The sequence below is a fragment of the Nostoc sp. genome (assembly GCF_036919495.1).
GTDB lineage: Bacteria > Cyanobacteriota > Cyanobacteriia > Cyanobacteriales > Nostocaceae > Nostoc.
This window is the reverse complement of sequence record NZ_JBALBZ010000210.1, coordinates 13,787-36,808: the sequence shown is the minus strand read 5'-3', so window position 1 is coordinate 36,808 and position 23,022 is coordinate 13,787. Positions and strand designations below refer to the sequence as shown.

20 protein-coding genes, 1 pseudogene and 1 CRISPR repeat array are annotated in these 23,022 nt (G+C 39.8%); of the genes and pseudogenes, 13 read left to right on the top strand and 8 right to left on the bottom strand.

Annotation, left to right across the window (positions count from 1 at the left end):
• Window positions 1-97 precede the first annotated feature (97 nt).
• The 4 genes from V7K25_RS30020 (at window position 98) to cas5d (ending at window position 6,208) form a co-directional block, all read left to right on the top strand.
• Window positions 98-1,117 (top strand): PDDEXK nuclease domain-containing protein, encoded by a 1,020-nt coding sequence (locus V7K25_RS30020; RefSeq protein WP_335163325.1) that lies wholly within the window; start codon window positions 98-100, stop codon window positions 1,115-1,117.
• A gap of 17 nt (window positions 1,118-1,134) precedes the next feature.
• Window positions 1,135-4,419 (top strand): type I-D CRISPR-associated protein Cas10d/Csc3, encoded by a 3,285-nt coding sequence (cas10d, locus tag V7K25_RS30015; protein ID WP_335163323.1) that lies wholly within the window; start codon window positions 1,135-1,137, stop codon window positions 4,417-4,419.
• A gap of 65 nt (window positions 4,420-4,484) precedes the next feature.
• Complete coding sequence (cas7d, locus tag V7K25_RS30010) at window positions 4,485-5,501, top strand: type I-D CRISPR-associated protein Cas7/Csc2 (protein ID WP_335163321.1); 1,017 nt, start codon at window positions 4,485-4,487, stop codon at window positions 5,499-5,501.
• Window positions 5,501-6,208, top strand: a complete 708-nt coding sequence (cas5d, locus tag V7K25_RS30005; RefSeq protein WP_335163319.1) for a type I-D CRISPR-associated protein Cas5/Csc1 — start codon at window positions 5,501-5,503, stop codon at window positions 6,206-6,208. Before cas7d ends, cas5d begins: the two co-directional genes overlap by 1 nt.
• Here cas5d and V7K25_RS30000 read toward each other — a convergent pair whose 3' ends face one another.
• Entirely contained in the window at window positions 6,209-6,619 is a 411-nt protein-coding gene (locus V7K25_RS30000) for a hypothetical protein (protein WP_335163317.1), read from the bottom strand.
• 109 nt (window positions 6,620-6,728) lie between these two features.
• Between V7K25_RS30000 and V7K25_RS29995 the strand changes: the two genes are divergently transcribed.
• The 5 genes and pseudogenes from V7K25_RS29995 to cas2 all read left to right on the top strand — a co-directional run bounded on the left by V7K25_RS29995 (window position 6,729) and on the right by cas2 (window position 10,341).
• The gene (locus tag V7K25_RS29995; RefSeq protein ID WP_335163315.1) at window positions 6,729-7,349 is read left to right on the top strand and encodes a 2OG-Fe(II) oxygenase; all 621 of its coding nucleotides are present in this window, start codon (window positions 6,729-6,731) and stop codon (window positions 7,347-7,349) included.
• On the top strand, window positions 7,339-8,205 hold the full coding sequence (gene cas6, locus V7K25_RS29990) for a CRISPR-associated endoribonuclease Cas6 (protein ID WP_335163313.1): 867 nt from the start codon (window positions 7,339-7,341) through the stop codon (window positions 8,203-8,205). The genes V7K25_RS29995 and cas6 overlap by 11 nt, the downstream gene beginning before the upstream one ends.
• Before the next feature lie 31 nt (window positions 8,206-8,236).
• On the top strand, window positions 8,237-8,830 hold the full coding sequence (gene cas4 / locus V7K25_RS29985; protein ID WP_335163311.1) for a CRISPR-associated protein Cas4: 594 nt from the start codon (window positions 8,237-8,239) through the stop codon (window positions 8,828-8,830).
• Between the two features lie 170 nt (window positions 8,831-9,000).
• Window positions 9,001-10,004, top strand: a pseudogene (gene cas1d, locus V7K25_RS29980) (type I-D CRISPR-associated endonuclease Cas1d).
• 49 nt (window positions 10,005-10,053) lie between these two features.
• Window positions 10,054-10,341 (top strand): CRISPR-associated endonuclease Cas2, encoded by a 288-nt coding sequence (cas2, locus tag V7K25_RS29975; RefSeq protein ID WP_335163309.1) that lies wholly within the window; start codon window positions 10,054-10,056, stop codon window positions 10,339-10,341.
• 268 nt (window positions 10,342-10,609) lie between these two features.
• A CRISPR array of direct repeats spans window positions 10,610-11,294; the repeat unit is 37 nt; unit sequence ATTGCAATTAATCAAAATCCCTATTAGGGATTGAAAC.
• 45 nt (window positions 11,295-11,339) lie between these two features.
• Here the strand turns inward: cas2 and xth are convergent.
• Window positions 11,340-12,122, bottom strand: a complete 783-nt coding sequence (xth, locus tag V7K25_RS29970) for an exodeoxyribonuclease III (protein ID WP_335163304.1) — start codon at window positions 12,120-12,122, stop codon at window positions 11,340-11,342.
• Window positions 12,123-12,577: 455 nt separating this feature from the next.
• On the opposite strand from xth, the gene V7K25_RS29965 reads away from it, so the two are divergent.
• The 3 genes from V7K25_RS29965 (at window position 12,578) to V7K25_RS29955 (ending at window position 15,281) form a co-directional block, all read left to right on the top strand.
• Window positions 12,578-13,648 (top strand): glycosyltransferase family 4 protein, encoded by a 1,071-nt coding sequence (locus tag V7K25_RS29965; protein ID WP_335163302.1) that lies wholly within the window; start codon window positions 12,578-12,580, stop codon window positions 13,646-13,648.
• Between the two features lie 53 nt (window positions 13,649-13,701).
• Window positions 13,702-13,887, top strand: coding sequence for a hypothetical protein (locus V7K25_RS29960; protein ID WP_335163300.1), 186 nt, complete (start codon window positions 13,702-13,704; stop codon window positions 13,885-13,887).
• Between the two features lie 371 nt (window positions 13,888-14,258).
• Window positions 14,259-15,281, top strand: a complete 1,023-nt coding sequence (locus tag V7K25_RS29955; RefSeq protein ID WP_335163351.1) for a zinc-dependent alcohol dehydrogenase — start codon at window positions 14,259-14,261, stop codon at window positions 15,279-15,281.
• 164 nt (window positions 15,282-15,445) lie between these two features.
• On the opposite strand, the gene V7K25_RS29950 is transcribed toward V7K25_RS29955, so the two are convergent.
• Window positions 15,446-16,450, bottom strand: coding sequence for a hypothetical protein (locus V7K25_RS29950; protein ID WP_335163298.1), 1,005 nt, complete (start codon window positions 16,448-16,450; stop codon window positions 15,446-15,448).
• 242 nt (window positions 16,451-16,692) lie between these two features.
• On the bottom strand, window positions 16,693-18,312 hold the full coding sequence (locus tag V7K25_RS29945; protein ID WP_335163297.1) for an ArnT family glycosyltransferase: 1,620 nt from the start codon (window positions 18,310-18,312) through the stop codon (window positions 16,693-16,695).
• A 523-nt stretch (window positions 18,313-18,835) separates the two neighbouring features.
• On the opposite strand from V7K25_RS29945, the gene V7K25_RS29940 reads away from it, so the two are divergent.
• On the top strand, window positions 18,836-19,999 hold the full coding sequence (locus V7K25_RS29940; protein WP_335163295.1) for a hypothetical protein: 1,164 nt from the start codon (window positions 18,836-18,838) through the stop codon (window positions 19,997-19,999).
• Between the two features lie 8 nt (window positions 20,000-20,007).
• On the opposite strand, the gene V7K25_RS29935 is transcribed toward V7K25_RS29940, so the two are convergent.
• From V7K25_RS29935 to V7K25_RS29920, 4 genes are all read right to left on the bottom strand, one after another.
• Window positions 20,008-21,333 carry a recombinase family protein gene (locus tag V7K25_RS29935; protein WP_335163293.1) on the bottom strand — a complete coding sequence of 442 codons (1,326 nt, stop codon included), beginning with the start codon at window positions 21,331-21,333 and terminating at the stop codon, window positions 20,008-20,010.
• Window positions 21,334-21,397: 64 nt separating this feature from the next.
• Complete coding sequence (locus V7K25_RS29930) at window positions 21,398-21,757, bottom strand: VOC family protein (protein WP_335163291.1); 360 nt, start codon at window positions 21,755-21,757, stop codon at window positions 21,398-21,400.
• Between the two features lie 33 nt (window positions 21,758-21,790).
• Window positions 21,791-22,195 (bottom strand): Uma2 family endonuclease, encoded by a 405-nt coding sequence (locus V7K25_RS29925; RefSeq protein ID WP_335163289.1) that lies wholly within the window; start codon window positions 22,193-22,195, stop codon window positions 21,791-21,793.
• A gap of 93 nt (window positions 22,196-22,288) precedes the next feature.
• The gene (locus V7K25_RS29920; protein WP_335163287.1) at window positions 22,289-22,597 is read right to left on the bottom strand and encodes a tetratricopeptide repeat protein; all 309 of its coding nucleotides are present in this window, start codon (window positions 22,595-22,597) and stop codon (window positions 22,289-22,291) included.
• Between the last annotated feature and the right edge of the window lie 425 nt (window positions 22,598-23,022).

The following is a 23,022-nucleotide window of genomic DNA, read 5'->3' as shown; positions in this document are numbered from 1 at the left end:
CCCTAATAGACAGTAGATTATTTTTTACAAGTTATATGTGATTACAAGCAAGTTAATAAAAATATAATTTAGGAGCTTCTATAAATTGGAGTTTAGTATGAGTAACCCGATTTCAGACAATTACAGACATTTGCTAATGGAACTCAAACAGCGTATTCGTTCAGCCCAGTACGAAGCACTAAAAGCGGTTAATCGGGAAATGATTAACCTCTACTGGGACATTGGACAGATAATTGTTACTCAACAGCAGGGCGCTAGTTGGGGAAAATCCGTAGTAGAACAGTTAGCAAAAGACTTACAAGCAGAGTTTCCAGGAATTAGCGGATTTTCTGCTGCTAACCTCTGGCGGATGAGGCTTTTTTATGAATCTTATGTCAACAATGAAAAACTCGCACCAATGGTGCGAGAAATTGGATGGACTCACAATCTGGTCATTGTAGAGAAGTGCAAAGATAACCTAGAACGGGAATTCTATATCAGAATGACTCGTAAATTTGGCTGGACAAAGAATGTTTTGATTCACCAAATTGAAAATCAAACCTATGAAAAGACTTTGTTGAATCAGACTAACTTTGATAAAACTGTTCCAGCAGAGATTCGTAACCAATTAAAACTAGCTGTCAAAGATGAATATACTTTTGATTTCTTGGAACTAGCAGATGAACACAGTGAACGACAGCTAGAACAGGCGATTTTGGCAAGAGTTGAACCATTTTTGCAAGAAATGGGTGGGCGGTTTACTTTTGTTGGTAGTCAGTATCGCTTAGAAATTGGCGATAAAGAATTTTTTATTGACCTATTGCTGTATCACCGCCAATTAAAATGTCTAGTTGCGATTGAGTTAAAAACTGGAGAGTTCCTACCTGAGTATGTGGGAAAAATGCAATTTTATCTGGCGGCTTTAGATGATTTATCTCGATTCCCAGACGAAAATCTCTCAATCGGAATTATTCTTTGCAAATCCAAGGATAAAACTATTGTTGAGTATGCACTGAGAGAATCGAATAAACCAATTGGTATAGCAACTTATAAACTGTTTTCTACATTGCCTCAAGAATTAAAAAATCAGCTTCCGGCTCCAGAGCAAGTTGCCAAGTTGCTAGAAGGCGTGGAGTAAAAAAATGGAGTTTGAAAATGTCTAATGATGATTGGTTATCAGGTGATTTTGGTTTTGATGGTGATTCTTCAGACCGCACTATTGAAACCGAAGGCGAGTTATTAACACTCAAGTTATTACGAGAGGCAATTCAGGCTCAAAATCCAGATGATAAAGTAATGGCAGATTTTGGTGAATATGTTTTACCAAATCTGTTGCGGATAGCCATTGGTGTAACTGCGAAAGGCGGTAAGTTTTTTGATGAAATTGACCAACAGCGAGAAGCTGAAGGAAAAACTAAAGTTAGACGAGATAATGCTGCTGACCAATCGCTGAATACTCACTTACTCAATGGATTATTCCCAGCAAATTTAATTGAGAAACGTTTAGAAAAACTCAATACCACAGTGCAGCGAGTAGTGAAAGAGCGAGAACGTAGATTAGTAATTGCTGGATTTATTTTACATGATTTTGAAAAATTTCCTGATGTACCTGAAAACTGCCGCAAGCTACCGCTAACAGAACATCGTGAAATTATTGATAACAAAGTTCATCAGTTAGGACTAGATAACTTTATAAATCCAGAAAATACTGAAGCTTATCGAGAGTATCTAGATGATTTGTTGTGCATGGCTTATAATGCTCAACGTCGCTGGGATACTAACTGGAATTTTTCTGAATTTGGGTTGAATCCTGTTCTCAAAGACCGCACCCTTCGCAGTTTATCTGATTTAACTTGTTTAGCTGATTCTCTCGCCTCAATTGTTAAACATCCCCAGGATGCAGAACATCCTAGACTTAAAGAAATTATCCACAGCCTCAGTGATGGGCAATTAAAATTTACCTATCACAGCATTGCTGAGAATCGTGGGGTTCTAACTAATGTAGTGAACAATGCTTTAATTCAGGCTCATACTAGTCTCAATACTGATGAGGATACCTACTATGAACCTTTGTTATATCTGCCAACAGGCGTAATTTACTTGGCTTCGCGCAATGCTCCAGCTATCTCGCCGGAAGATTTACCAGACCGTGTAGTTAACAGTATTAAATCGCTTTGTGCAGGTCAATTACGCCTCAGACAAACAGGATTTGGTAGAGATGGTAAAGGCATGAAATATGCCGAATATTACAACTTATTTTTTGATGATATAGGCTTGATGAAAGTAGCGTTAGATGCTACATTACGCATCTTAAACCCTAATAAAGGTTCTGTCGCTAAAAGTCGCAGCGAAAATCTAAATAAGTTTCAGCAACAAAATGTTTTATCTGCTGATTATGATTTCAAATTTGAAGACGATATCCGCATTGACCAAATAGCAGAATTTGGTGATTTAGTTAGCCGGAAGATTTGGGAAGAGACAGTTAATCGTGTTGATTCTGTTCGTAAGAAAGATAAAAAGCTGCCAGCAGTTCCCGATTTTGATTTAACTCACAAAGTTGCAGAATTTTGGAATTTAGCAGAATGTTTACCCCAAATTAGAGAAATTCAACGCATTAATGAAAGTCTCAAAGAAAACAAGTTAAAGGGAAATACTGGAGGAGTACCTTATGAATGGTATTATCTGGCGGCTAAATATTTAGAACATCATCCAGGAATTGAAGATGTCCGCGAAGCTTGCCAGCAAGTAATCGACTATTTGATAACCTTAATTGCTCCGATAATTTCTCAATATCAATTACCTGATGGTTGGGATGATTTAAGGCTTTGGGTAAAACGAGTTGTCATGTTACCAGGCACTAATCAAGAGCCATCTGTTAAAACTCAAGTTGAAACATTTCTAAATGAGTTAGACAATTACAACGCGGCGAAAAAAGCAGGGCGGGGGAAACAATTAATCTGCTCAATTTCTCATTCTGCTTACACGGTTACGGAGCAAATGGAATCAGCAGTTTTATTTACGCCTCAAGTTTATACAAACAAGCAAATGTTAGGAGGTTCTAACGCTAAACGCAATATCTCCAGTATTGCAGGTGTGGAGATGATGCTGAGGCAAATATTGATGAATCAAACCCAAGCTGTAGGTAAGCGATTTGAAGATGGTAAATATCGCTATCTCTATTTTTATCCTACTTATTACTTTACTCCAGAGACTAACAAGTTTTTGCAGAAAGCATACAATGGTATTGCTCAAACTCGCTTTGATACGAGCGTTCGCAATCATTTTATCAGTAAGGATTTACAGGCGAACTTGGGGCGCGATCGCTACCAAAGTGTAGATAGTTTCTTAATTGATGAAAACCTCCAGCGTGACAAGGATCGCACCTTTAAGCTTTCCTATCCTGAAGACCAGCCTTTAACATTTTACTTCATGGCACTCCCGCCAGGAAGAGACAGCACCGATACAGAATCTTGGGTAATGCCAACTTGGTTAGCGTTTGCTTTCCCGATGATTTTAGATGTTAAAACTGTGGTTTCAGAGTCGCCAATTCCACCTTTTAATGATGGGGCTGAGTTTGAGGAAAGCGTTTTCCTTGATAGTGCGCCTCATGCTTTCCGTGCTTTAGTAAGGCGCGATCGCTTCCGTCTTGACTACATCCTCGAAGGCTGGAATGAAAACGGCATCCAATACCCAGCACCTTTAAATGTACTTACTGCCGCTTACGCCATTCATTTAGATGTGAATGCGCGACAGGGTAAGTCTGGTTACGATGCCAACTGGGGGAGATTTACAGAACTGGCTAAAGATTTTGAAACCAGTCCGTTGTACGTCTTTTCTTATCTCAATCGCTGGGTGCGTAACCAGGGATCAGAAACAGCGCGAATTGAAAAAATCCGGCTTTATGCCTATCATTTTTATCCTTGTTTTGATCCTTATGTGAAATATGACAAAAATATGGAGCAATTAATTGTGGGAGAAGCATCAAGTCTGAATCATCCTAAGAAATTAACAGATTTATACCGCAGATTTTACCGAGCTAATAAACGTTATAATCCTAAGTCTAATGCTGTGTTGAAACCAGTTGATATTGCGGCTGAAACTATACTCAAAGCTGAGTCAAGTGTGTTTCAGGGAGAAACATTAGTTGTGGCTGTTGCAGCAGAAGTTTTTAAACTCATGGATCGCGTTCATTCTTCTACTGCTGAAGGACGTTGGATCATGAGCAAACGAGAAGAAGAACGGCAAGCTGTTCTAGATTTTGCCAAGTATTTTGTAGTGGAGGTGTTTGATAACTCATTTTCAGGCGATCGCGCTCGTTTAGCTGGTCGTCAACTCAACTTAATTCGAGATACTTGCGAATTTCTTTATCGTCTTGAAGATGATAAAGAAAATGCAGGTAAAAATGAAAAATCTGCGGAAATAGATAACGAGAATGAGTAGGGATTTCCCTTTACCATTTTTGCTAGAAACGTAAACAAGTAGTAAATAATTTCTTGGAGATAATCATGGCGATTTTAAAAACTGTTGAACCTAAATTCTTTCAAACTGAGATTCCTTACAAACCAATGGGTAAATATGTTCATTTCTTGACTATTCGCATTACTGAATCTTATCCACTATTCCAGACAGATGCAGAACTGAATAAAGCAAGGGTGAGAGCAGGAGTAAAAGACAAAACTACAATTAGCCGTTTGTCAATGTTCAAGCGCAAACAGTCTACTCCAGAGCGTTTAGTTGGTCGGGAATTGCTGCGTAATTATGGCTTGATGACGGCTGAAGAATGCGAATATAACGTTAATTTTGCAATGGATAATCCTGATTGCATCATTTACGGATTTGCTATTGGTGATTCTGGTTCTGAGAAATCGAAAGTTGTAGTAGACACGGCATTTTCAATTACAGCTTTTGATGAATCACACGAAACTTTTACCCTCAACGCTCCTTATGAAAATGGCACGATGGCTTCCAAGGGTGAAAATGGTTCTAAACCTGGTGAAGTTACTAGTCGAATTAATCAACAAGATCACATTAGACCGCAAGTTTTCTTTCCTAGCATTGTCACGTTGAAAGACCCCACTGAAGCTAGCTTCCTTTACGTTTTTAATAATATTCTGCGAACTCGTCATTATGGAGCGCAAACAACCCGTACAGGTCGCGTTAGAAATGAGTTAATTGGCGTTATATTTGCTGACGGAGAAATTACCAGTAACCTGCGATGGACTCAAGCAATATATGACCAAATGAAGGCTAATAACACAATAAATCCACCCGATCCATTAGATGAAGATGATGTAATTACTGCCGCTAAAAATGCTATTGAAGCGTTAATGGCTGATGAGTTTATTGTTCACACAGATTTAATTGGTGATGCTTTTGTATCCCTAATTAATGAAGTAAAGACTTTAACAGGAAGCGAGAAAGGAATTCAAGCAATTTTGCAAAAAGCTGATGCAGAAGCTAAAAATTATGCCAAGAAGCATATCAGCAAGAAGAAAACTGCTGCTAAAGCGGGGAAAGAGTAATGGCGTTTATTTATCGCTGTCAAATAGAACTACATGACAGCCTATATTTTGCTACTCGTGAAATCGGGCGATTGTATGAAACAGAGCCAATAATTCATAATTACGCCCTCTGTTACGCACTGGGTTTAGTTGATAGCCAAATCTACTCTACTACCGTTGCTGAAGAACATTCCTATCGATATTTTTGCCCCGAACAAGTGCCAAAATATGAGGAGCATCTAACGCCACTTAATCAACAGCAAATTTACGTAACTCCGGCGCGATCGCTCAATCATTCTTCCATCCTCAACACCTGGAAGTATGCTAACAACAACTACCACGTTGAAATGGAGAAAACCCAAAAAAATATCCCCAGTTTTGGCAGAGCAAAGGAAATAGCCGCAGAAAGCAAATTTGAGTTTTTTGTCATATCTCAAAAAGAACTCAAACTACCAAAGTGGATTCGCTTGGGTAAATGGATGAGCAAAGCCGAAGTGACGGTTGAACCATTACCGAAACCTAAAGTTTCTGAAGGTATATTCACTTGTACACATCCATTAAATCCTTTAGATGTCATGTTCACCAATCAAGTGATTAGCTATGATGTTGTGAATATGCCTCCAGTTAGCTTAATTCAGAATGTCCAAATGCGAGGTCAATACTATCAATTTGACGGCATTCAAAACTTAAAAATTCCAGTTCTGATAGAATATCGTTTTCGGAGTTAATCACTTCCCAAAACCTTTACTACGGTTTTTATTTTTTCGAGGCTCTAGTGTCATTAACTCGGCTTTAAAACCTCTTGAATCTTGCAACATTAACTTATGAATTCGCTGGCGTTGGTAAGTCTGGACTTCAACAGCTAGAGGATGATTAGGATCAATATTGAGATGAGTAATAGAAGAAACATATTTTTCTTCACTTTCGGGATTATTTGGCTCTTTTAGTCCGCACATAATCCCGCCTTCATCTCCTGAATAGCCAACGAAATCAATTTCAAATTCTCTGTCTGGATCGGCGTTTACTCCTTTTTGCTTTAATGTCTTCAAAAACTCCTTACCTGCTCGTGCTTTAATGGGTAAGTTCTCTTTAAGTTTTTCAGTTAGTGCCTTTGCTGCATTGTAATCATCAATTCTCATTGGTCTTTCTCCTTATGTAGTTTTTCTAACTTAAAAGAATACTACTATCATCACTCGATAGTCTTTAAAATTTTAGATACCACATTCAGCGATCGCTCCTCTATCCCCCGTGAAACACTATCAACAACAAACCAACGCTTTCCCCAGCGACTACCTAAACAACTTGTGGGGAGAAATCCAAGCTTGTCCTTACTTTGCTATCAACAACCTCAACCGCGATTTTGTCGCCACTAAAGGATTTTCTGTAGTGTTCCAGCGTTCTGGATTTGCAAAGGTAGAACAGCAATTTCCCTACTTCAAGCCTTACCTAGATTTGGCTCTCCAGCCGAATTGTAATGCTTTTTACCTCAATCCTTTACAGCTAAAAGAAGGCTCCCGCGTCGATCCGCATATCGATCGCTCCCTGCGTTCCTACTCCAAAACCATTGAACCACCTGCGGTTGTCAGTGTGCTTTATGTGCGCGTACCTGCGGATATGGAAGGGGGAGAACTGGTATTGCGATCGCACAAACGCCAACTTGGGCAAATTAAGCCCCAAATCAATACTTTAGTTTATTTTCAAGGTGATTTAACCCATTCGGTTAACGCTGTAAAAACCCCAGGAAATCGTCTAAGTCTCGTTTGTGAACAGTATAGTTTGAGTGATGCTGAACTCCAGGAAATCCCTGAGTTTACTGTAGAGTCAAGAAGCACTCAGTCTACAACCAAAAAGAGAAAATATGCCTCATAGTTTAGTGTTGAATTTGCTACCTCAATCGCCCATTCCACCACAGTATCTCACAGGTAGACATCTCCACGCCCTATTTTTAACCCTTGTTAGTTCTGTAGATAAAGAACTAGGCGATCGCTTGCACGATTCCACTGCTGATAAAGCTTTTACCCTCTCCCCTTTACAAATTAATAATACAAATTCTCCCCTTTTGAAGGGAGGTAAAAGTGGATCTAAATTGCAATATTTACATCAACAACCCATTCCCGCAGGAACTCCTTGTTGGTGGCGCATCTCTTTATTAAATGACACTCTATTTGGCAAACTTACCCAACTCTGGCTAAATCTTAATCCCAATCGCCCTTGGCATCTTGGCCCGGCTGATTTGTATATTACCAGCATTCAAGGCACACCCCAATCTATTCAACCTTGGGCAAATGCCAGTACTTATGCTCAATTATACGAAGAAGCTAGCGATGTCTACGACGGGCTACGCCTACGCAATTCTTCCATCAACCTTAGCTTCTGCACGCCCACCGCCTTCCGTCAAGGACAGTATGATACTACTCTTCCTACCAGAGAATCTGTTTTCAATTCTCTACTTTCGCGGTGGAATAAATACAGTGGCATAGAATTTCCTCAGATTGCGATCGAGTCAATATTCCCTTCTTTTGTCAACATTCACACAGAGATTTTAGCCGACTCTCGCAGCAAATTCATTGGCATTATTGGCGAAGTTACCTATAAGATTTTAGGGACAGTTGAACCAATACAAATTAAGCAAATTAACGCTTTAGCTGACTTTGCTTTATATAGTGGTGTCGGAAGAAAAACAACAATGGGTATGGGAATGACGCGACGGCTATATTCTCCCTAATTTCAATAATCATTTAAAAACCACCTAAGTTATGAATCAAACTGAATATATTTCCATTGCGGCATTGAATCAATATGCCTATTGTCCGCATCGCTGTTGGCGGATGTTTTGTGCAGGCGAATTTACTGATAATCAATACACAATTGAAGGTACAACTTTACACGATCGCGTCCACACCACAAGCGATGTACAGCGAGGAGAAACTTGGCAAATTCGAGCAATTTGGCTAAAGTCTGAGCAATACAAACTCATCGGCAAATCTGACTTAATTGAAGCCGAATCTGGTCAAGTTTATCCAGTGGAATACAAACGAGGACGCAAAGGCGAATGGGATAACGATGAGTTGCAAGTTTGTGCCCAAGCCTTATGTTTGGAAGAAATGACAGGACAACCTGTTAACACTGGATATATCTATTATGCCCACTCCCATCAACGGCAATTAGTAGAGATTAATCAAGAGTTACGGCAAAGTGCGATCGCAACTATTGAAGCTGTCACAAATCTCCTAGAAACAGGAGCAATGCCAAAACCAGTTTACAGCAAACGCTGCCAAGGATGCAGTCTTTATTCGCAATGTTTACCCAAAGCAATTGATAAAGTCAGAAGTTACCAAGAAGTGCATTAAATTATACCCCAATACAATTAAGGATGAGCAACAAAACCATCATGTAGAGACGCGATTTATCGCGTCTTGAAAAACCAATTATCTACACCAACAATCCTTAACAGCCGTATTGAATTATACCTAATAAATTTATTCACCCAAGCCCAAACTATTACTAGAAATCATCAAAAATGGGAACACTTTACGTAACACAAGCCGATGCTTTTATCGGTAAAGTTGACGAACGTCTCACCGTCAAAGCTGAACAAAAAACAATCTTGGATATCCCTTTAATTAAAATAGAGGGAATAGTAGTACTAGGACGGGCTACTATTTCTCCTGCCGTCGTCAGTGAACTTTTAGAACGTCACATTTGTTTAACATTTCTCACGCAAAACGGACGATATTTAGGGCGTTTAGAACCAGAAGCTACTAAAAATATCTTTGTTCGGAAAGCCCAATGGCAAGCTGTGGGAGAATCAGAACCAGCAATACATTTAGTCAGAGGATTTGTGCGGGGTAAATTGAAAAATTACCGCCATAGCTTACTTCGCACTCAACGAGAACATCCTGATACTGACCTGAATAATAACATCACTCGATTGGAAAACGCGATCGCACCAATCGAAAAAACCAGCAGTATTGATTCTCTCAGAGGCTTAGAAGGTGCTGGTAGTGCAGCCTATTTTGGTTCTTTTCAACAGCTAATCAAAACCCCAGAATTTCGATTTGAAGCCAGACGCCGCCGCCCACCAACCGATCCAGTTAATGCCCTACTGAGTCTCGGGTATTCATTACTACGTCATGACGTGCAAAGTGCTTTAAATATTGTCGGTTTCGATCCTTATCTAGGATACTTACACGTCGAACGTTATGGTAGACCTTCCCTAGCCTTAGACTTGATGGAAGAATTTCGTCCTTTAATAGTGGATGCTGTAGTGTTGTCGCTGATTAACAAGCGATCGCTAACCCTAACTGACTTTACCACCGAACCGCTCAGTGGTGCTGTGAATTTAACCAAAGAAGGACTGCATACATTCTTCGCGCCTACCAACAAAAGAAACTATCGAATTTCAAACATCCAGTCATGGGAAACAAATGCACCTATCAAGAAGCCTTTGAAATTCAAGCGAGATTATTAAGTAAGTACCTCATGAACGAAATCGATAAATATCCCCCTTTAATTCTCAAGTAATTATTCATTCTCCCTCATCTCCCTCATCTCCCCACTCCCCACTCCCTTCATGTATATTGTTGTCAGCTACGACATTCCAGAAGATAAGCGTCGGACTAAAATCCATTCGGTTTTGAAGTCTTACGGACAATGGATGCAACTGAGTGTCTTTGAGTGCGATATCACTCCCACTCAGTATGCTAAACTGCGATCGCGTTTATCTAAATTGATAAAACCCGACACTGATAGCGTTCGTTTTTATTTTCTCTGTGCCTGTTGTCAGCGAAAAGTCGAACGCATTGGCGGAGAACAGCCACGAGACGAAACAATTTTCTTTGCTGAGTCTTCTTCTGGCTAGGTTTCTGTATCTCAAATGCGCGGAAGGGTAGGTGTACAAATTCCACAGCCTCAAAAAAATGCTTCTATCCCAACTCCAGCAAGGTTTTCAACCTATTAGTCGCCTAATCCTCATCCGCGCAACCTCTGAAATGCTTAACAAAATGCGATTTCAGCCTTTAAATTTTCCTGGCGCTCTTTCCAAACGAATTCTCTAATGCTATGATTGCCCTTGAATCGCGCAACCGCACCTTGAAAACTAAATATAGCTTGCGTTTCAGGCTCCCGCAATTGCAATTAATCAAAATCCCTATTAGGGATTGAAACAAGCAGGAATTAACCACTAGCCTGGAACACTTGTAATTGCAATTAATCAAAATCCCTATTAGGGATTGAAACTTGGCTTTTGAAGCTGAACAAACTAAACCTCGCATTGCAATTAATCAAAATCCCTATTAGGGATTGAAACCTGGCAATGCTTTGAGGAGTTTCAGGGGGGTGATCGATTGCAATTAATCAAAATCCCTATTAGGGATTGAAACTCTCTCCTGTTCAGTAGAAACTAAATCATATATTTCTTCTTTAAGATTGCAATTAATCAAAATCCCTATTAGGGATTGAAACTCTCTCCTGTAGCAATAAACTTGCCGAACTGAGTATTGCAATTAATCAAAATCCCTATTAGGGATTGAAACGCTAGTGATGGGAAACACTATCGCATCAAATTAATTGCAATTAATCAAAATCCCTATTAGGGATTGAAACTTCCCCCTTGCCGATGACCTCAAGCCCGGCCCAGATTGCAATTAATCAAAATCCCTATTAGGGATTGAAACATTTTTCATCTAGGTACTCCACTGGCGATCGTTATTGCAATTAATCAAAATCCCTATTAGGGATTGAAACGCTATAGCCTGTTTAACATCGTCGTCCGTTACATTGCAATTAATCAAAATCCCTATTAGGGATTGAAACTATATTTCTAAAAATCCCAGGATTGCTCAATACCCAATACCCGATTCAAAATTCCACAATTACCGGCGTATGATCACTAGGTTGCGCTAATTTTCTGGGCGCGACATCAATAATGCAACTTGTAGCACGCTCATACAGGATAGGTGTGAGATAGTGATGGTCAATCCGCCAACCTAAATTGCGACGGAAAGCGGCGGCGCGATAATCCCACCAGCTATAATTTCCGCCTTCTGTGGTGAATTTGCGAAAAGCATCAGCAAATCCCAATTTCAGGATATCCCGTAAGGCTTGGCGCTCTGCTTCTGTTGCCATAATGTGATTTTCTGTACTTACTTGCTCGTGAATATCCTTATCCTCTAGGGCGATGTTGAAGTCACCGCACACACAAATTGCAGGTTCTGACAACACCAACAATCGCAAATACTCGTGTAGTGCTGTTAACCAGCGCATTTTGTATTCATATTTTTCAGTTCCGACTGCTGCACCATTGGGAACATATAAGTTAACAATCCGAATACCATCAATTACACCTGTAATCACCCGCTTTTGCTCATCCCATTCGTGGTGTAAATCTGGCAAAATCGCCCTAAACCCGGTACTTACGTCTGCGAGTGGCTGGCGGCTAATTATGGCTACGCCATTATAAGATTTTTGTCCTGATACATAAAGGTTATAGCCTAACTGCTCAAAAGGCGATCGCGGAAACTCGGCATCCACAACTTTGGTTTCTTGCAAGCAGAGAACATCAACAGGATTGGTAGTTAACCAATTGATAACCTGTTCTAGACGAGTGCGAATTGAGTTGACATTCCAAGTAGCGATTTTCATTAGTTATCAGAATTTTTTGTAAATTAATAATTACAAATTATGTAATTATTGTACAGTTACTTAATATTTATAATTTCTGTCCTATTTACCAATTACATTTAAACCAAGCTTTAATGGCTTGATCCCATTGGATATTTTAGTAGTTTTAGCTACAAAATATTCCTTTTTGTAAGTTCTACTACAAAATATTCTACCTCGTTATGATACCCAAGGCAGATGCAACAAGTAATTGATTTACTCTAAGTTAGAAAGATAGCTCAGAGTTGAGTTTAGCCGATAGTCCGTTAGATTTATCGGTAAAAAAATTCCAGTACGGTTAACCATTACTGCGCTTTTCGTAGCTTGTTAGGTTAATTTAAATGTCAAAAGAGTAAGTACAAATACTCTCTCCTCATCCAATAATGATGCAACTCATTATATTGAGGAGAATTTGATAGACTGAACCAAAAAAACTTATGAAAATCGCTCAAGTTGCCCCCTTATGGGAAAGGGTTCCACCTCCTAATTATGGAGGAATAGAACTGGTAGTGAGTCGCTTGACTGATGAACTTGTTCGTCGCGGTCATGAGGTAACCTTATTTGCCTCTGGCGATTCTCAAACTTTGGCTTATTTAGAAGCAGTTTATCCACGGGCATTGCGCTTAGATCCAAATATCAAAGAGTATGCAGTGTACGAAATTCTAGAACTAAGCCAAGTTTACCAGAGTGCTGCCCAATTCGATATTATCCATTCCCATGTAGGTATTTCGGCATTACCTTTAGCGAGTTTGATAACAGCAACTTCTACAGTGCATACCCTGCACAATGACTTTACAAGGGATAACCGCCACGTATTTAACTACCACAAAAAGCAACCTTATGTCAGCATTAGTAACTCGCAGCGTCAAATCGATCTCAATTATATTGACACGATTTATAACGGAATTGAGCTAGCAGATTATCCATTCGTAGCCCAACCATCGGAACCTCCGTATTTGGCATTTTTAGGTCGTTTTTCGCCAGAGAAAGGGCCACAACATGCTATCGCTATTGCTAAACAGAGTGGTTGGCGCTTGAAGATGGCAGGAAAGGTTGATGTCCAAGACTCTAAGTTTTTTGAACAAGAGATTGCCCCCCTTATAGATGGTCAGCAAATTGAATATCTAAGTGAAATCAACCACGCCGAAAAGACTGAACTTCTGGGCAATGCTGCCATAACTCTCTTTCCCATTAGCTGGCAAGAACCTTTTGGGTTAGTAATGATTGAATCAATGGCAACTGGTACACCAGTAATTGCCATGAATTTCGGCTCCGTACCTGAAGTGATTGCCCACGGTAAAACAGGTTTTATCTCTAAAAGCTATGCAGAAATGGCGGCAATGATTCCACTAGCTTTGGAACTCAATCGTCAAACCTGTAGAAAACACGTAGAAAACAACTTTAGTGTTAGCCAAATGGTTAATGGATATGAAGCTGTTTACAGACAAATTATTAAAGACCGCATAGAATCGAATGGCTGCATTTGTGCAGCTAACATTCAGTTTTAATCAACTGTTTTTTATCCAATTTAAACAATAACTTTTTTTAGGAGGACATTGGTATGAGTACAAGAGCCAACACCTGCCCATGCTGCGGTGGTTCCCTCCTGCGCCACGTAAGACATAGTGAACTATATTGGTTTTGCCTGTCGTGCCGACAAGAAGTACCACTATTAACTGCTACTCGCTTGCCTAATGTGGAAACCCGGAACACTGGAGTAGTTCCACAGCCTGCGGTAAATTCTTAGTTTGACGGCATTTTAGATTAATAAAAACCTACTAGAAATTAAGTAAGAATTCAGCACCCAGGAGTCATAATTTATAAGGAATCTAGAATAATTAGTATATTTATTCATCAAATGTTCTTTTGATTCTCTAACTATTCTGAATCCTGAATTTTAACTCCTGAATTCTTACGAAATTAAGACTAATTTACTTTAAACTTATCAACCAATGGTTTTTATCATTAGTTACGAGGAGTAAACAAGTTCGTAGTAAGGACTTTAGTCTTGGATTTTTAAACACTTCAGTGATTACTACCAACTCAGCAAAATTAATGAGACAAACCATTAGCTTCAACTGGTAAAATTGGATGGAGCTAATTAATAGGTTTAAAGCTTTGTTGGCAGCATTACTTTATGGGCAAGAAAATTTACGCCTAGAGCAAGTTCCTGACCCCACTCCTGCGGCTGGCGAAGTTGTAATTCAAGTGGGGGCAGCAACAACTTGTGGTACAGATTTGAAAGTCTGGCGGCGTGGTGGTCATGCTAAAATGCTGATACCACCAACGCTGTTTGGTCACGAAGGGGCTGGGCGAATTGTTGCCTTGGGTGCAGGGGTGAAAAATTGGCAAGTGGGCGATCGCATTGTCGCTAATAATTCCGCACCATGCATAAAATGCTTTTTTTGTCAACGCAAAGAGTATTCATTATGTCCGAATTTGACATGGAATAATGGAACTTTTGCCGAATACTTGAAAATTCCCGCACCGATAGTACAGCATAACTTGTTGCAGATTCCCGATGAGTTGCCGTGGGAATTGGCAGCGATGACGGAACCCTTAGCTTGTGTATTGCATGGTATAGCCCGTTCTAACGTCAAAGCCAAAGATAAAATAGTCGTCTTAGGAGATGGAGCGATCGGGTTGATGTTTGTGGCGGCGTTGAGTGAGAAAGCTGAGGTGTTGCTGTGGGGAGGTAATCACCACAGGCTAGAAATTGGTCAGAAATTGGGTGCAGCCCAGACTTTTAATTATCATCAAATTCCAGAAATTCCTAGTGTGGTGAAAGAACTTACCCAAGGATGGGGCGCAGATGTAGTGATTGAAGCAACAGGTGTACCAAGTGTTTGGGAAACTGCGATCGCCTGCGCCCGTCCTGGTGCAACTGTCAACTTATTCGGTGGATGTCCACGCGATACCAGCATTACTGTCAACACAGAACAGCTACACTACAGCGAACTAACTATCAAAGGCGTATTTCATAATACACCAAAGTATGTGCAGGAGGCGCTTGCACTAATCGCTAGTCGCAAAATTCCCTTTGAGTTACTTATTAGTGAACACCGGCCATTAAAAGATTTAAAACAGGTGTTTTGTGAAATGAAAGCGCGTCAGGTAATTAAGGTAGCGATGATTCCTTAGTTTTTTATAAAATACAACAAATGCTCTGGGTTTAGGCAAACAATAGACATTTAGTGACAAAGAATTGTTTTGACGTAGCACTACTACGTCTCTACAAGGGTTCTGGGTAACGCATATTTAAATTCACCAGATGTCTAATGTGGAAAATCTGGACACCAGAGAAGCTACAATTTCTCGTCCGGTAATACTTCGGGTGAAAACATTGCCCATAACGAGTCATAGTAGGGGACAAAATAAGCAGCCTGTTCCGGTTCCAGATAAGAGCGGATCTCAGTGCCGAGCAAGTGAATCAATTGCCGCACCAATTCCCAGCGCACCTTTAATCGGGGATACAGCATGATACACAATGGAAATAGCTCTTGTTGTATGGCGCTAATATTATTTTCCAAAACACAGACCCACAGATACACCTGGAACATCTCTATATCACGGACACTCGAAATCTGAACGTTAGTGTGACTTAAACGACCTGTATGGCTTTGATAGTTAGGATATATTTGCATCACCCGTTCCGCGATCTTGGTCGCAATCTCGCTGCACAACGGCAAAATTTGCTGGACAGCTTTTAACTGTGGCGCATCATAAGCATATTCTGCTGCTGCCTGGTAAGCACGCTGGAGTGGCATATAGAGATGGTCATCAATCACTTTAAAGTAAGCACTCAGCGATGCTTGCTGCGCTGGCGGTGTCAAGTTGAGTAGTATTTGTCCGCCGTAGTGAAACTGCATACTAATGAACCCGATAACTCTAGGATCATTTGCTGTGTACTTCTGCCGAATTTTTCCTAAATCCCTGGCAATCTTAGTAGAAAACTTCGCTGGGGGAATCTGTTGGGCATAGGCTGAGAGAGCTGTTTGATAAATCGTGTGGGTATCCTTTGCAACTTCCCACGGATCAATTAATTCAGGGTCAATTTGATGCCGAATCACCTCTTGAGACAAAAGCGCTTCTGTTTTTCCCCACGCTTGCAGACTCGTGGTTCGGAGTGCCTGTTTTAACGTTGTTGCAACCTCACTTGCGATTTCACTATGCTTGAGGACTTCGATGCGATCGTCCTGTTCAGCTAGATTTCGCAAATACTTCTTCGCCCACGCTTCTGAAAATGGTTGATTTGCTACTGTTTCAAGCCTTCTTACTGGTTCTGGTAACAATGAAAGATTTTGCGGCATTATAAGCACCAAATTGCTAAATTTAATGAATTAAATATTTCGTAATATTCAAAGCATAGAGAAATCTATATCATCCGCAAAACCGCAGAATTACGCACTTTATTATTTCTTCAAATGAAATCCCAGTTTTAAATTTTTTGGAACAAGGCGATCGCCAGATGTGGGGAGTAGGGAGCAGGGGGAAAATTCCTCTCCTCTGCACCCTTCCCCCTGCCCCTCCGCCTCTTCCCCATGCCCAAAACTTAAAGACGATTAGTATCTTTTGTAACTAACTTCCAGCCTTCAGCTTGATCAACTAGCTTCATTGACTCTAGTTCGAGATTGTTGAAAGCAGATGCATGAAGGAGAAAGTAGGGTTGCCCGTTGTAGTGCCAATAATATTCAAGTTCGCCAACAGAGGCGGGAATGATGGTGCGATCGCTATAAAAATCCAACGAGGGACGATGATAGGGAAAAGATGTGTAAATCTTCCTCGTAGCTGGATTTGCCCGCACGATCATCGCGGCGACTGGTTTAACTGGATAAGCTTCAGATAATTCCCAAACCCAGTAGTTAGATTTCATTAACAGTAGCAGCGAAATATAACTTCCCCAAAACAAAATCTTCAAAAATTGCCCATCACCTCGTTCTGCCAAAATAGCTGCTAAGGTCATAGTTAAAGCTACAGCTACAAAAATCAGTTGTAAGTCTATTTTCGGTGTTGTACCCCAACTAAAATAAATGCTACCAGCAGAAGCGGCTACAGCAAGTATCGCCAAACCAGCAACCCAAGCACGGGGATAGGATGAGAGTAAAGGCGAATTTTCTGTATCTGATAATTGGATACCAAAAGCTAAAGCTAAACTAGGATAAATCGGGAATAAATACCAAGGAACTTTGGTAATCATGAAAGAAATTACCAGCAGATAAACACCACTCCACGCCATTACTAGTTTTGCCCAACTAAGGTTGCGATTTTCCCAGGTTAAGCGGATAGTTTGTGGTAAGAATAATAGCCACGGCCATGTGTATTTGAGAAGTTCAAGAACATAGTACCAAGGTGGTTCAGGATTCCCTTCTACAAATGAACCAATTCGGCCTAGTGATGGGTTTACAAGCCCAACTTGGGCGAAAGTGTAACCATAGTGAATTAATTGGGCACTATACCAAGCAGCTACAGGCAGAATACCAATGAAGATTGCTATCCAGAGATAGTAACAAGTGAGCAGTCGTGGTGTATCCCAAAACAGAAATACGATCGCGATCGCACCTAGTAATACGCCTAATAATCCTTGAGTCAGGCAAATCAGCCCAAAACTAATACCAACACCAAGGCAATAACGTAAATCCCGGCGCGATCGCAACACGCACAACATCATCACCATCAAAAAACTTACCATCGCCCCATCCAACATTGCCAACCGCCCATGACGCACCACCGGTAGCATTGTTAAATAAATCAACGCGCTATAAATAGCAGCCCAACGTTGGCGAAATATCTCTCTAGCAATGCAATACAGTAAAGGTACAGATGCCGCTGTTAAAATTGCTCCAGGCAGGCGCGTTGTCAACTCATTTTCGCCTCCTAAAGAATATGCCCAAGCAATTAGCAAATGCATCAAAGGCGGCTTGTTATAATATGGTTCACCTCCTAACGTTGGGTAAAGCCAACGCATTGATCCTGCTGGAGCGTGCCAAATTTCACGAGCAACCTGTGCCACAGTCCCCTCATCCCAATCTCGCAACGGCAATCCTCCCAGATTGATGCTAAACAGTAATACTGCTGCCAATAGCAATATCATTAGCCATACCCAATCAATCCATCTGCCAACCGTGCGATGCTGTTTTTCTAGATGACTCCAAATAAAGCTTCCTTCTTGCATATTCTATGTTAATCATTTTACTTTCTGGTTTGATTACATAGAGACATCTAGCGAATCTCCAATGTTGTCACCCAGTAACAACGTATTTATTAACAATTGCTAGTTTCCAAGATTAACTCAAGTTTCTCTAATTAGCCCTATTTTTTGAAAAATTTATATTGGTTAATTAAATAACATTTTAGCTAATAAATGATAAAAATAATACAATCAATAAATTATTTATTACCTTTTTGACAGTCCGTGAATTAACTTGTATTTATTTAAATGGAACACTGAATTTAAATTTAGATACTTAGTTTTTATTTGATTAAATTCCAATCTAGTTTAGTTAATGTCAAAAATCATAAGCTTTTTTAATTAATAAAATAGTTATTGAAGTAGATTTTTTAATTAAATAATTTTAAATTTAATTAAGTAATTATCTAATTGACTTATCTATGTTATAACATCCCGTTATAATATTTTTTAAAATAATAAGCCCCGATAAAATTATGGGAGTCTGTCAATGAATTTACCTGTGATTGTGGATATTGCTATTGGTTTAGTTGTTATTTACTTGATTTTGAGCCTGATAGCTTCTGAAATTCAAGAGCTAATTTCTACATGCTTACAATGGAGAGCTAAACATTTAAAAAAATCAATCGAATTACTTTTAGCAGGTGGTAGCCAAACTGAAGACTCAGATATTACTAAAGCAGAAAACTTAGTAGATAAACTTTATAACGATCCTTTAATTAATACATTGAATCAACAAGCCAAAGGGAAAATAGAAAATAAGTTTCGGGGAATTAGTAAAAGTATTGATACAAACGGATTAGGAAAAAAACAAAGCGGCCCTTCATATCTTCCTTCTGAAACCTTTGCAATTACTTTATTAGATACCTTAAAAATTCCCCAGCTAATTAATTATGTTAAACATCCTAGTGAAGATGCTAAAACTAATTTATCTATAATATTAGCATTTTACAAAGAACTTAAAATAGGTGTTAACAATCAAGATAGTGAAGAATACAAAAAAATTAAAGCTATTTATGGAGATATTGACCAAAAATTTATAGATTTTGTTAATAAAGATTTGCCGGATGATGTACCTGATAATTTAATTAAGAGTCTTAGCGTGATTGCTCAACGGAGTAGAATAAAAATTGGCGACCTCACCGAAGAAATAAATCAGTTTCAAAATGAAGTGGAAACATGGTTTGATCGCTCTATGGATAGAGCCAGTGGCGTTTATAAACGCAATGCAAAAGGAGTTGCAATTTTAATTGGGATATCTGTTGCCATATTCACCAATACTGATACATTTCACCTAGTTAGTAGATTGTCGCAGGATTCGGCTATCCGCTCTGCTATTACTCAAAGTGCTAGTCAACGAGCCGATTTTATCAACGATCCAGAAGCCAGAAGGCAAATTGAGAAACTTTTAGGAGATGCTTCTGTTCCCATTGGATGGCAAAATATCAATCAGCAGTTTGAGTTATTAGATATTAAAGACTCGAACAGTGAAAAGGTTATATTAATCAAAATTTGGCAGGGTTGGAAATTAATTTGCGGTTGGATTGTGAGTGGTTTGGCTATTGCGATAGGTGCGCCTTTTTGGTTTGATATCCTGAATAAATTTGTCAATGTGCGAAATGCGGGGCCAAAACCTGTTGCGTATACTAAGGATCAACCGCCTCAGAAATAGCGTTTCAATTAAAAAATAAAAATAACTTGGAGTTTTAATTCTTTATTCTCAACAGTAATGTCAATTTGCCTGATAAATTCTCGAAAGTAAAATCGTCGCTCTGTTTCTGACAAATCTAACCAAAATTGTGGTATGGAAACAGCTTGAGCAACAGAACGCAAGTTAACTGGGGGAAGAGTCGCCAACTTTGCTTCGAGTGCAGAAATTTCTGTGCGGAGTTTGTAAGCCCTTAACTTTGCTGTTTCAATATCTAAAATTCCAGTTTCAATTAAAGCGGGTAACTGAGCAAGTATTTCTTGCTGACGAGCGATCGCTTGTCCTAAACTATTCTTGACTGCATCCAACTGGGGAAAATTCATCCCCGCGACGGCTAAGGGTAAATCACGGCAAACGGTTTCAATTGTATGTTCTAAAACCTCTTGGTAGGGAATAGCCTTACACTTGGGGCGTTGAGGACAGCTAGTAGAACGTAAATAAAGATACTCTTTATCTTGGTTGCGTTGGGTAACACGAGTAACTGTTAGATGTGACTGACACTCAGCACAGACAACTAACCCAGCTAAAGAGCGCCTAGCACTAGCAGTTCGGGATGGTAAACGGCTGTTACGGCGTAAAAGTCGGTCAACTTGGGCAGCTTCTTCCTTAGAAATTATTGGAATATGGGTATTAGAGATAATTTCACCATTTTGGTAAGCTGTATTGCCGCGATAAACTGGATTAGTCAGCCAGCGTCTTCCTGTGGTGACAGAGATTTTTTTGCCGTATTTTTTCGCCAAGTAACGAACTGAACCCCGCAGGGAACCATAGAGTAAAAAGTGTTCAAAAAAGTCTTTGACTACTGGTGAAGTACTGCGATCAACAGTATATTTTCCCTTACCTCTGCGATAACCGTAGGGAACTTTGCCGGGTGGCGGTGCAACCTCAAGACGATTCCGGGCGTGTCCTTGACGAATGCGACGACTACGTTGTTGACGTTGGATTGCATTTAGCAAATTTAGCAAGTCAGCGCCCAGAGGGTAATTTTCGGAAGTGTAGGGTTGTTCTGTGGCAATTATTGCTACTCCCATTACTTCGAGTTTATGTAAGCGATCGCTAATTTCCTCTACAGTATCCCCTAATTCTTCTAACCGACGAATCAACAGATAATCTGCTGGTTCAGTTTCGCAATCGGTAAATAATTGTTGTAATTGCGATCGCGTAGCGTGTCCATTCGCGCAGCGTGACTCTGGCTTACCTAAATCTTCATAAACCCGATCCACCTCCCATCCCCAATCAGCTTGATCGGGAGAAGATTCTAGTAGAGGATTGGTATAAGAGTAGGCAATGATTTTCATTTGTCATTAGTCATTTGTCTATTGGGCATGGTTATTCCCTTTGTCCCCTTGTCCTGCACCCCCCTCACTCCTGACTCAACTCGATAATATTCCCATCAGGATCTTGAGTGAATAAGGCAGGGCGGCCAGAAGCGCTGGGTTGAATGAGATAATTATGATTGAGCAACTCTTGTTTGGCAGCATCTAAGTTATCTACTGAGAAGGCGAAGTGGGGGTTGCGTCCCCATTTTTCGTTGGGGTTTTCGGTGGGGACAGTAGGTGCAACTATCAGGTGAATTTGATAGTTGCCGACTTGATACCATGCACCAGCGTATTTTAGGGAACGATCTATTTTGGATAATCCCAATACTTTGCCATAAAAGTGTTCAGAGCGTTCTAAGTCAGTCACGAGAATTGCTGTATGGAGACTTTGGGTAATCTGCATTGTCGGTAAGTGCGATCGCGTTTATTTAAATAACTATGCAGGGTATGCACCAGCTTGAAAAATCTGTTCGGCGGTTAAATCTAACTCTGCCAAAGTAGGCGAGACGATGCGCTCATTGCTTCTAAATTGAGTAACTTGGTATTCACCGTCAACTAATTGGTAAAGAGAGATAGTGGGTTGTTTAGGATTACCAATAAACTTTTTACCACCGGCAGCTAAATAATCAACAATCCAATATTCTTTTATCCCTATCTCTTCGTATTCCCCTAGCTTTTTATGATAATCATCCCGCCAGTAAGTACTAACAACTTCAATCACTAAAGGAATAGAATGTGCCATTTCAACAATCACCCCATCATGTAATTCGTATCTTCCACCTTCGGGTCGCCACGCTGCAAAATCTTCAAAGGTTACTAGTTTGGGTATGGCTTGAGTCATAATTTGTTACCTTGGCAACTACTTGACCTATACGGCAATCTTATCTTATGAACATATAAATATAACTATGTCAAACAAGCGATCGCCTTACCATCACTCTAGTAATCTCTCTAACGCCTCCCGTGCGATCGCACCCCAATATTCTTCCTTATACTCAACATATATCTCCAACGCTGTCTGCAAATTAACCCTCGCCTCTGCGTAGTTTTCTTCTGCTTCTGCAAGCCTTCCTAATTGAGCGTAGGTGCTGGCTTGGGAATAGCGATCGCCAAATTCAATTTTGCTCGCCAAAGCTTGTTGGTAATTGCGCCGCGCCTCCTCAAATTCCCGCAAATTTTGGGCAACTCTTCCCAACTTGTGGTAAGTGACAGCTTGAGAATAGCGATCGCCTTGAACTGTCAATGCATTTGTAATATATTATACTTTAGTAAAATGGATAACAATATGACTTTCAGCTTTACCCAGCGCTGGATTGCACAAGAGTGGTTTTATTAAAATAGCGATCGCTTATAAATCGCACTATTGAGTATAATCTTCTAACATAATCCAGAATTATATTTAATTGTCAATCCTCCAAAAGGTATAATAGATGTTGTTTTCGCTTACTTAGTTAATTTTGATCAACCAAATTAAAAGGTTGCTCATGGTTATTTTCGCTCAACCACACTGGGTTGATGTGAAAAAATAGCACAATTAATCAATTAATATAAATTTCAGTAAGACAACTGAGTATTAGTAACTTCTAAAAAATTTACCCAAACAAGCTTGTATATTGCTCAAACATTTGAAAGAATAACTAAAATAATCATTAATTATTATTTCTAGTT

Excerpts from the sequence above, each read along its gene's own strand:
- V7K25_RS30020 (WP_335163325.1), top strand. The coding sequence starts at position 98 with ATGAGTAACCCGATTTCAGACAATTACAGACATTTGCTAATGGAACTC.
- cas10d (WP_335163323.1), top strand. The coding sequence starts at position 1,135 with ATGTCTAATGATGATTGGTTATCAGGTGATTTTGGTTTTGATGGTGAT.
- cas7d (WP_335163321.1), top strand. The coding sequence starts at position 4,485 with ATGGCGATTTTAAAAACTGTTGAACCTAAATTCTTTCAAACTGAGATT.
- cas5d (WP_335163319.1), top strand. The coding sequence starts at position 5,501 with ATGGCGTTTATTTATCGCTGTCAAATAGAACTACATGACAGCCTATAT.
- V7K25_RS30000 (WP_335163317.1), bottom strand. The coding sequence starts at position 6,619 with ATGAGAATTGATGATTACAATGCAGCAAAGGCACTAACTGAAAAACTT.
- cas6 (WP_335163313.1), top strand. The coding sequence starts at position 7,339 with ATGCCTCATAGTTTAGTGTTGAATTTGCTACCTCAATCGCCCATTCCA.
- cas4 (WP_335163311.1), top strand. The coding sequence starts at position 8,237 with ATGAATCAAACTGAATATATTTCCATTGCGGCATTGAATCAATATGCC.
- cas2 (WP_335163309.1), top strand. The coding sequence starts at position 10,054 with ATGTATATTGTTGTCAGCTACGACATTCCAGAAGATAAGCGTCGGACT.
- xth (WP_335163304.1), bottom strand. The coding sequence starts at position 12,122 with ATGAAAATCGCTACTTGGAATGTCAACTCAATTCGCACTCGTCTAGAA.
- V7K25_RS29965 (WP_335163302.1), top strand. The coding sequence starts at position 12,578 with ATGAAAATCGCTCAAGTTGCCCCCTTATGGGAAAGGGTTCCACCTCCT.
- V7K25_RS29960 (WP_335163300.1), top strand. The coding sequence starts at position 13,702 with ATGAGTACAAGAGCCAACACCTGCCCATGCTGCGGTGGTTCCCTCCTG.
- V7K25_RS29950 (WP_335163298.1), bottom strand. The coding sequence starts at position 16,450 with ATGCCGCAAAATCTTTCATTGTTACCAGAACCAGTAAGAAGGCTTGAA.
- V7K25_RS29945 (WP_335163297.1), bottom strand. The coding sequence starts at position 18,312 with ATGCAAGAAGGAAGCTTTATTTGGAGTCATCTAGAAAAACAGCATCGC.
- V7K25_RS29935 (WP_335163293.1), bottom strand. The coding sequence starts at position 21,333 with ATGAAAATCATTGCCTACTCTTATACCAATCCTCTACTAGAATCTTCT.
- V7K25_RS29930 (WP_335163291.1), bottom strand. The coding sequence starts at position 21,757 with ATGCAGATTACCCAAAGTCTCCATACAGCAATTCTCGTGACTGACTTA.
- V7K25_RS29925 (WP_335163289.1), bottom strand. The coding sequence starts at position 22,195 with ATGACTCAAGCCATACCCAAACTAGTAACCTTTGAAGATTTTGCAGCG.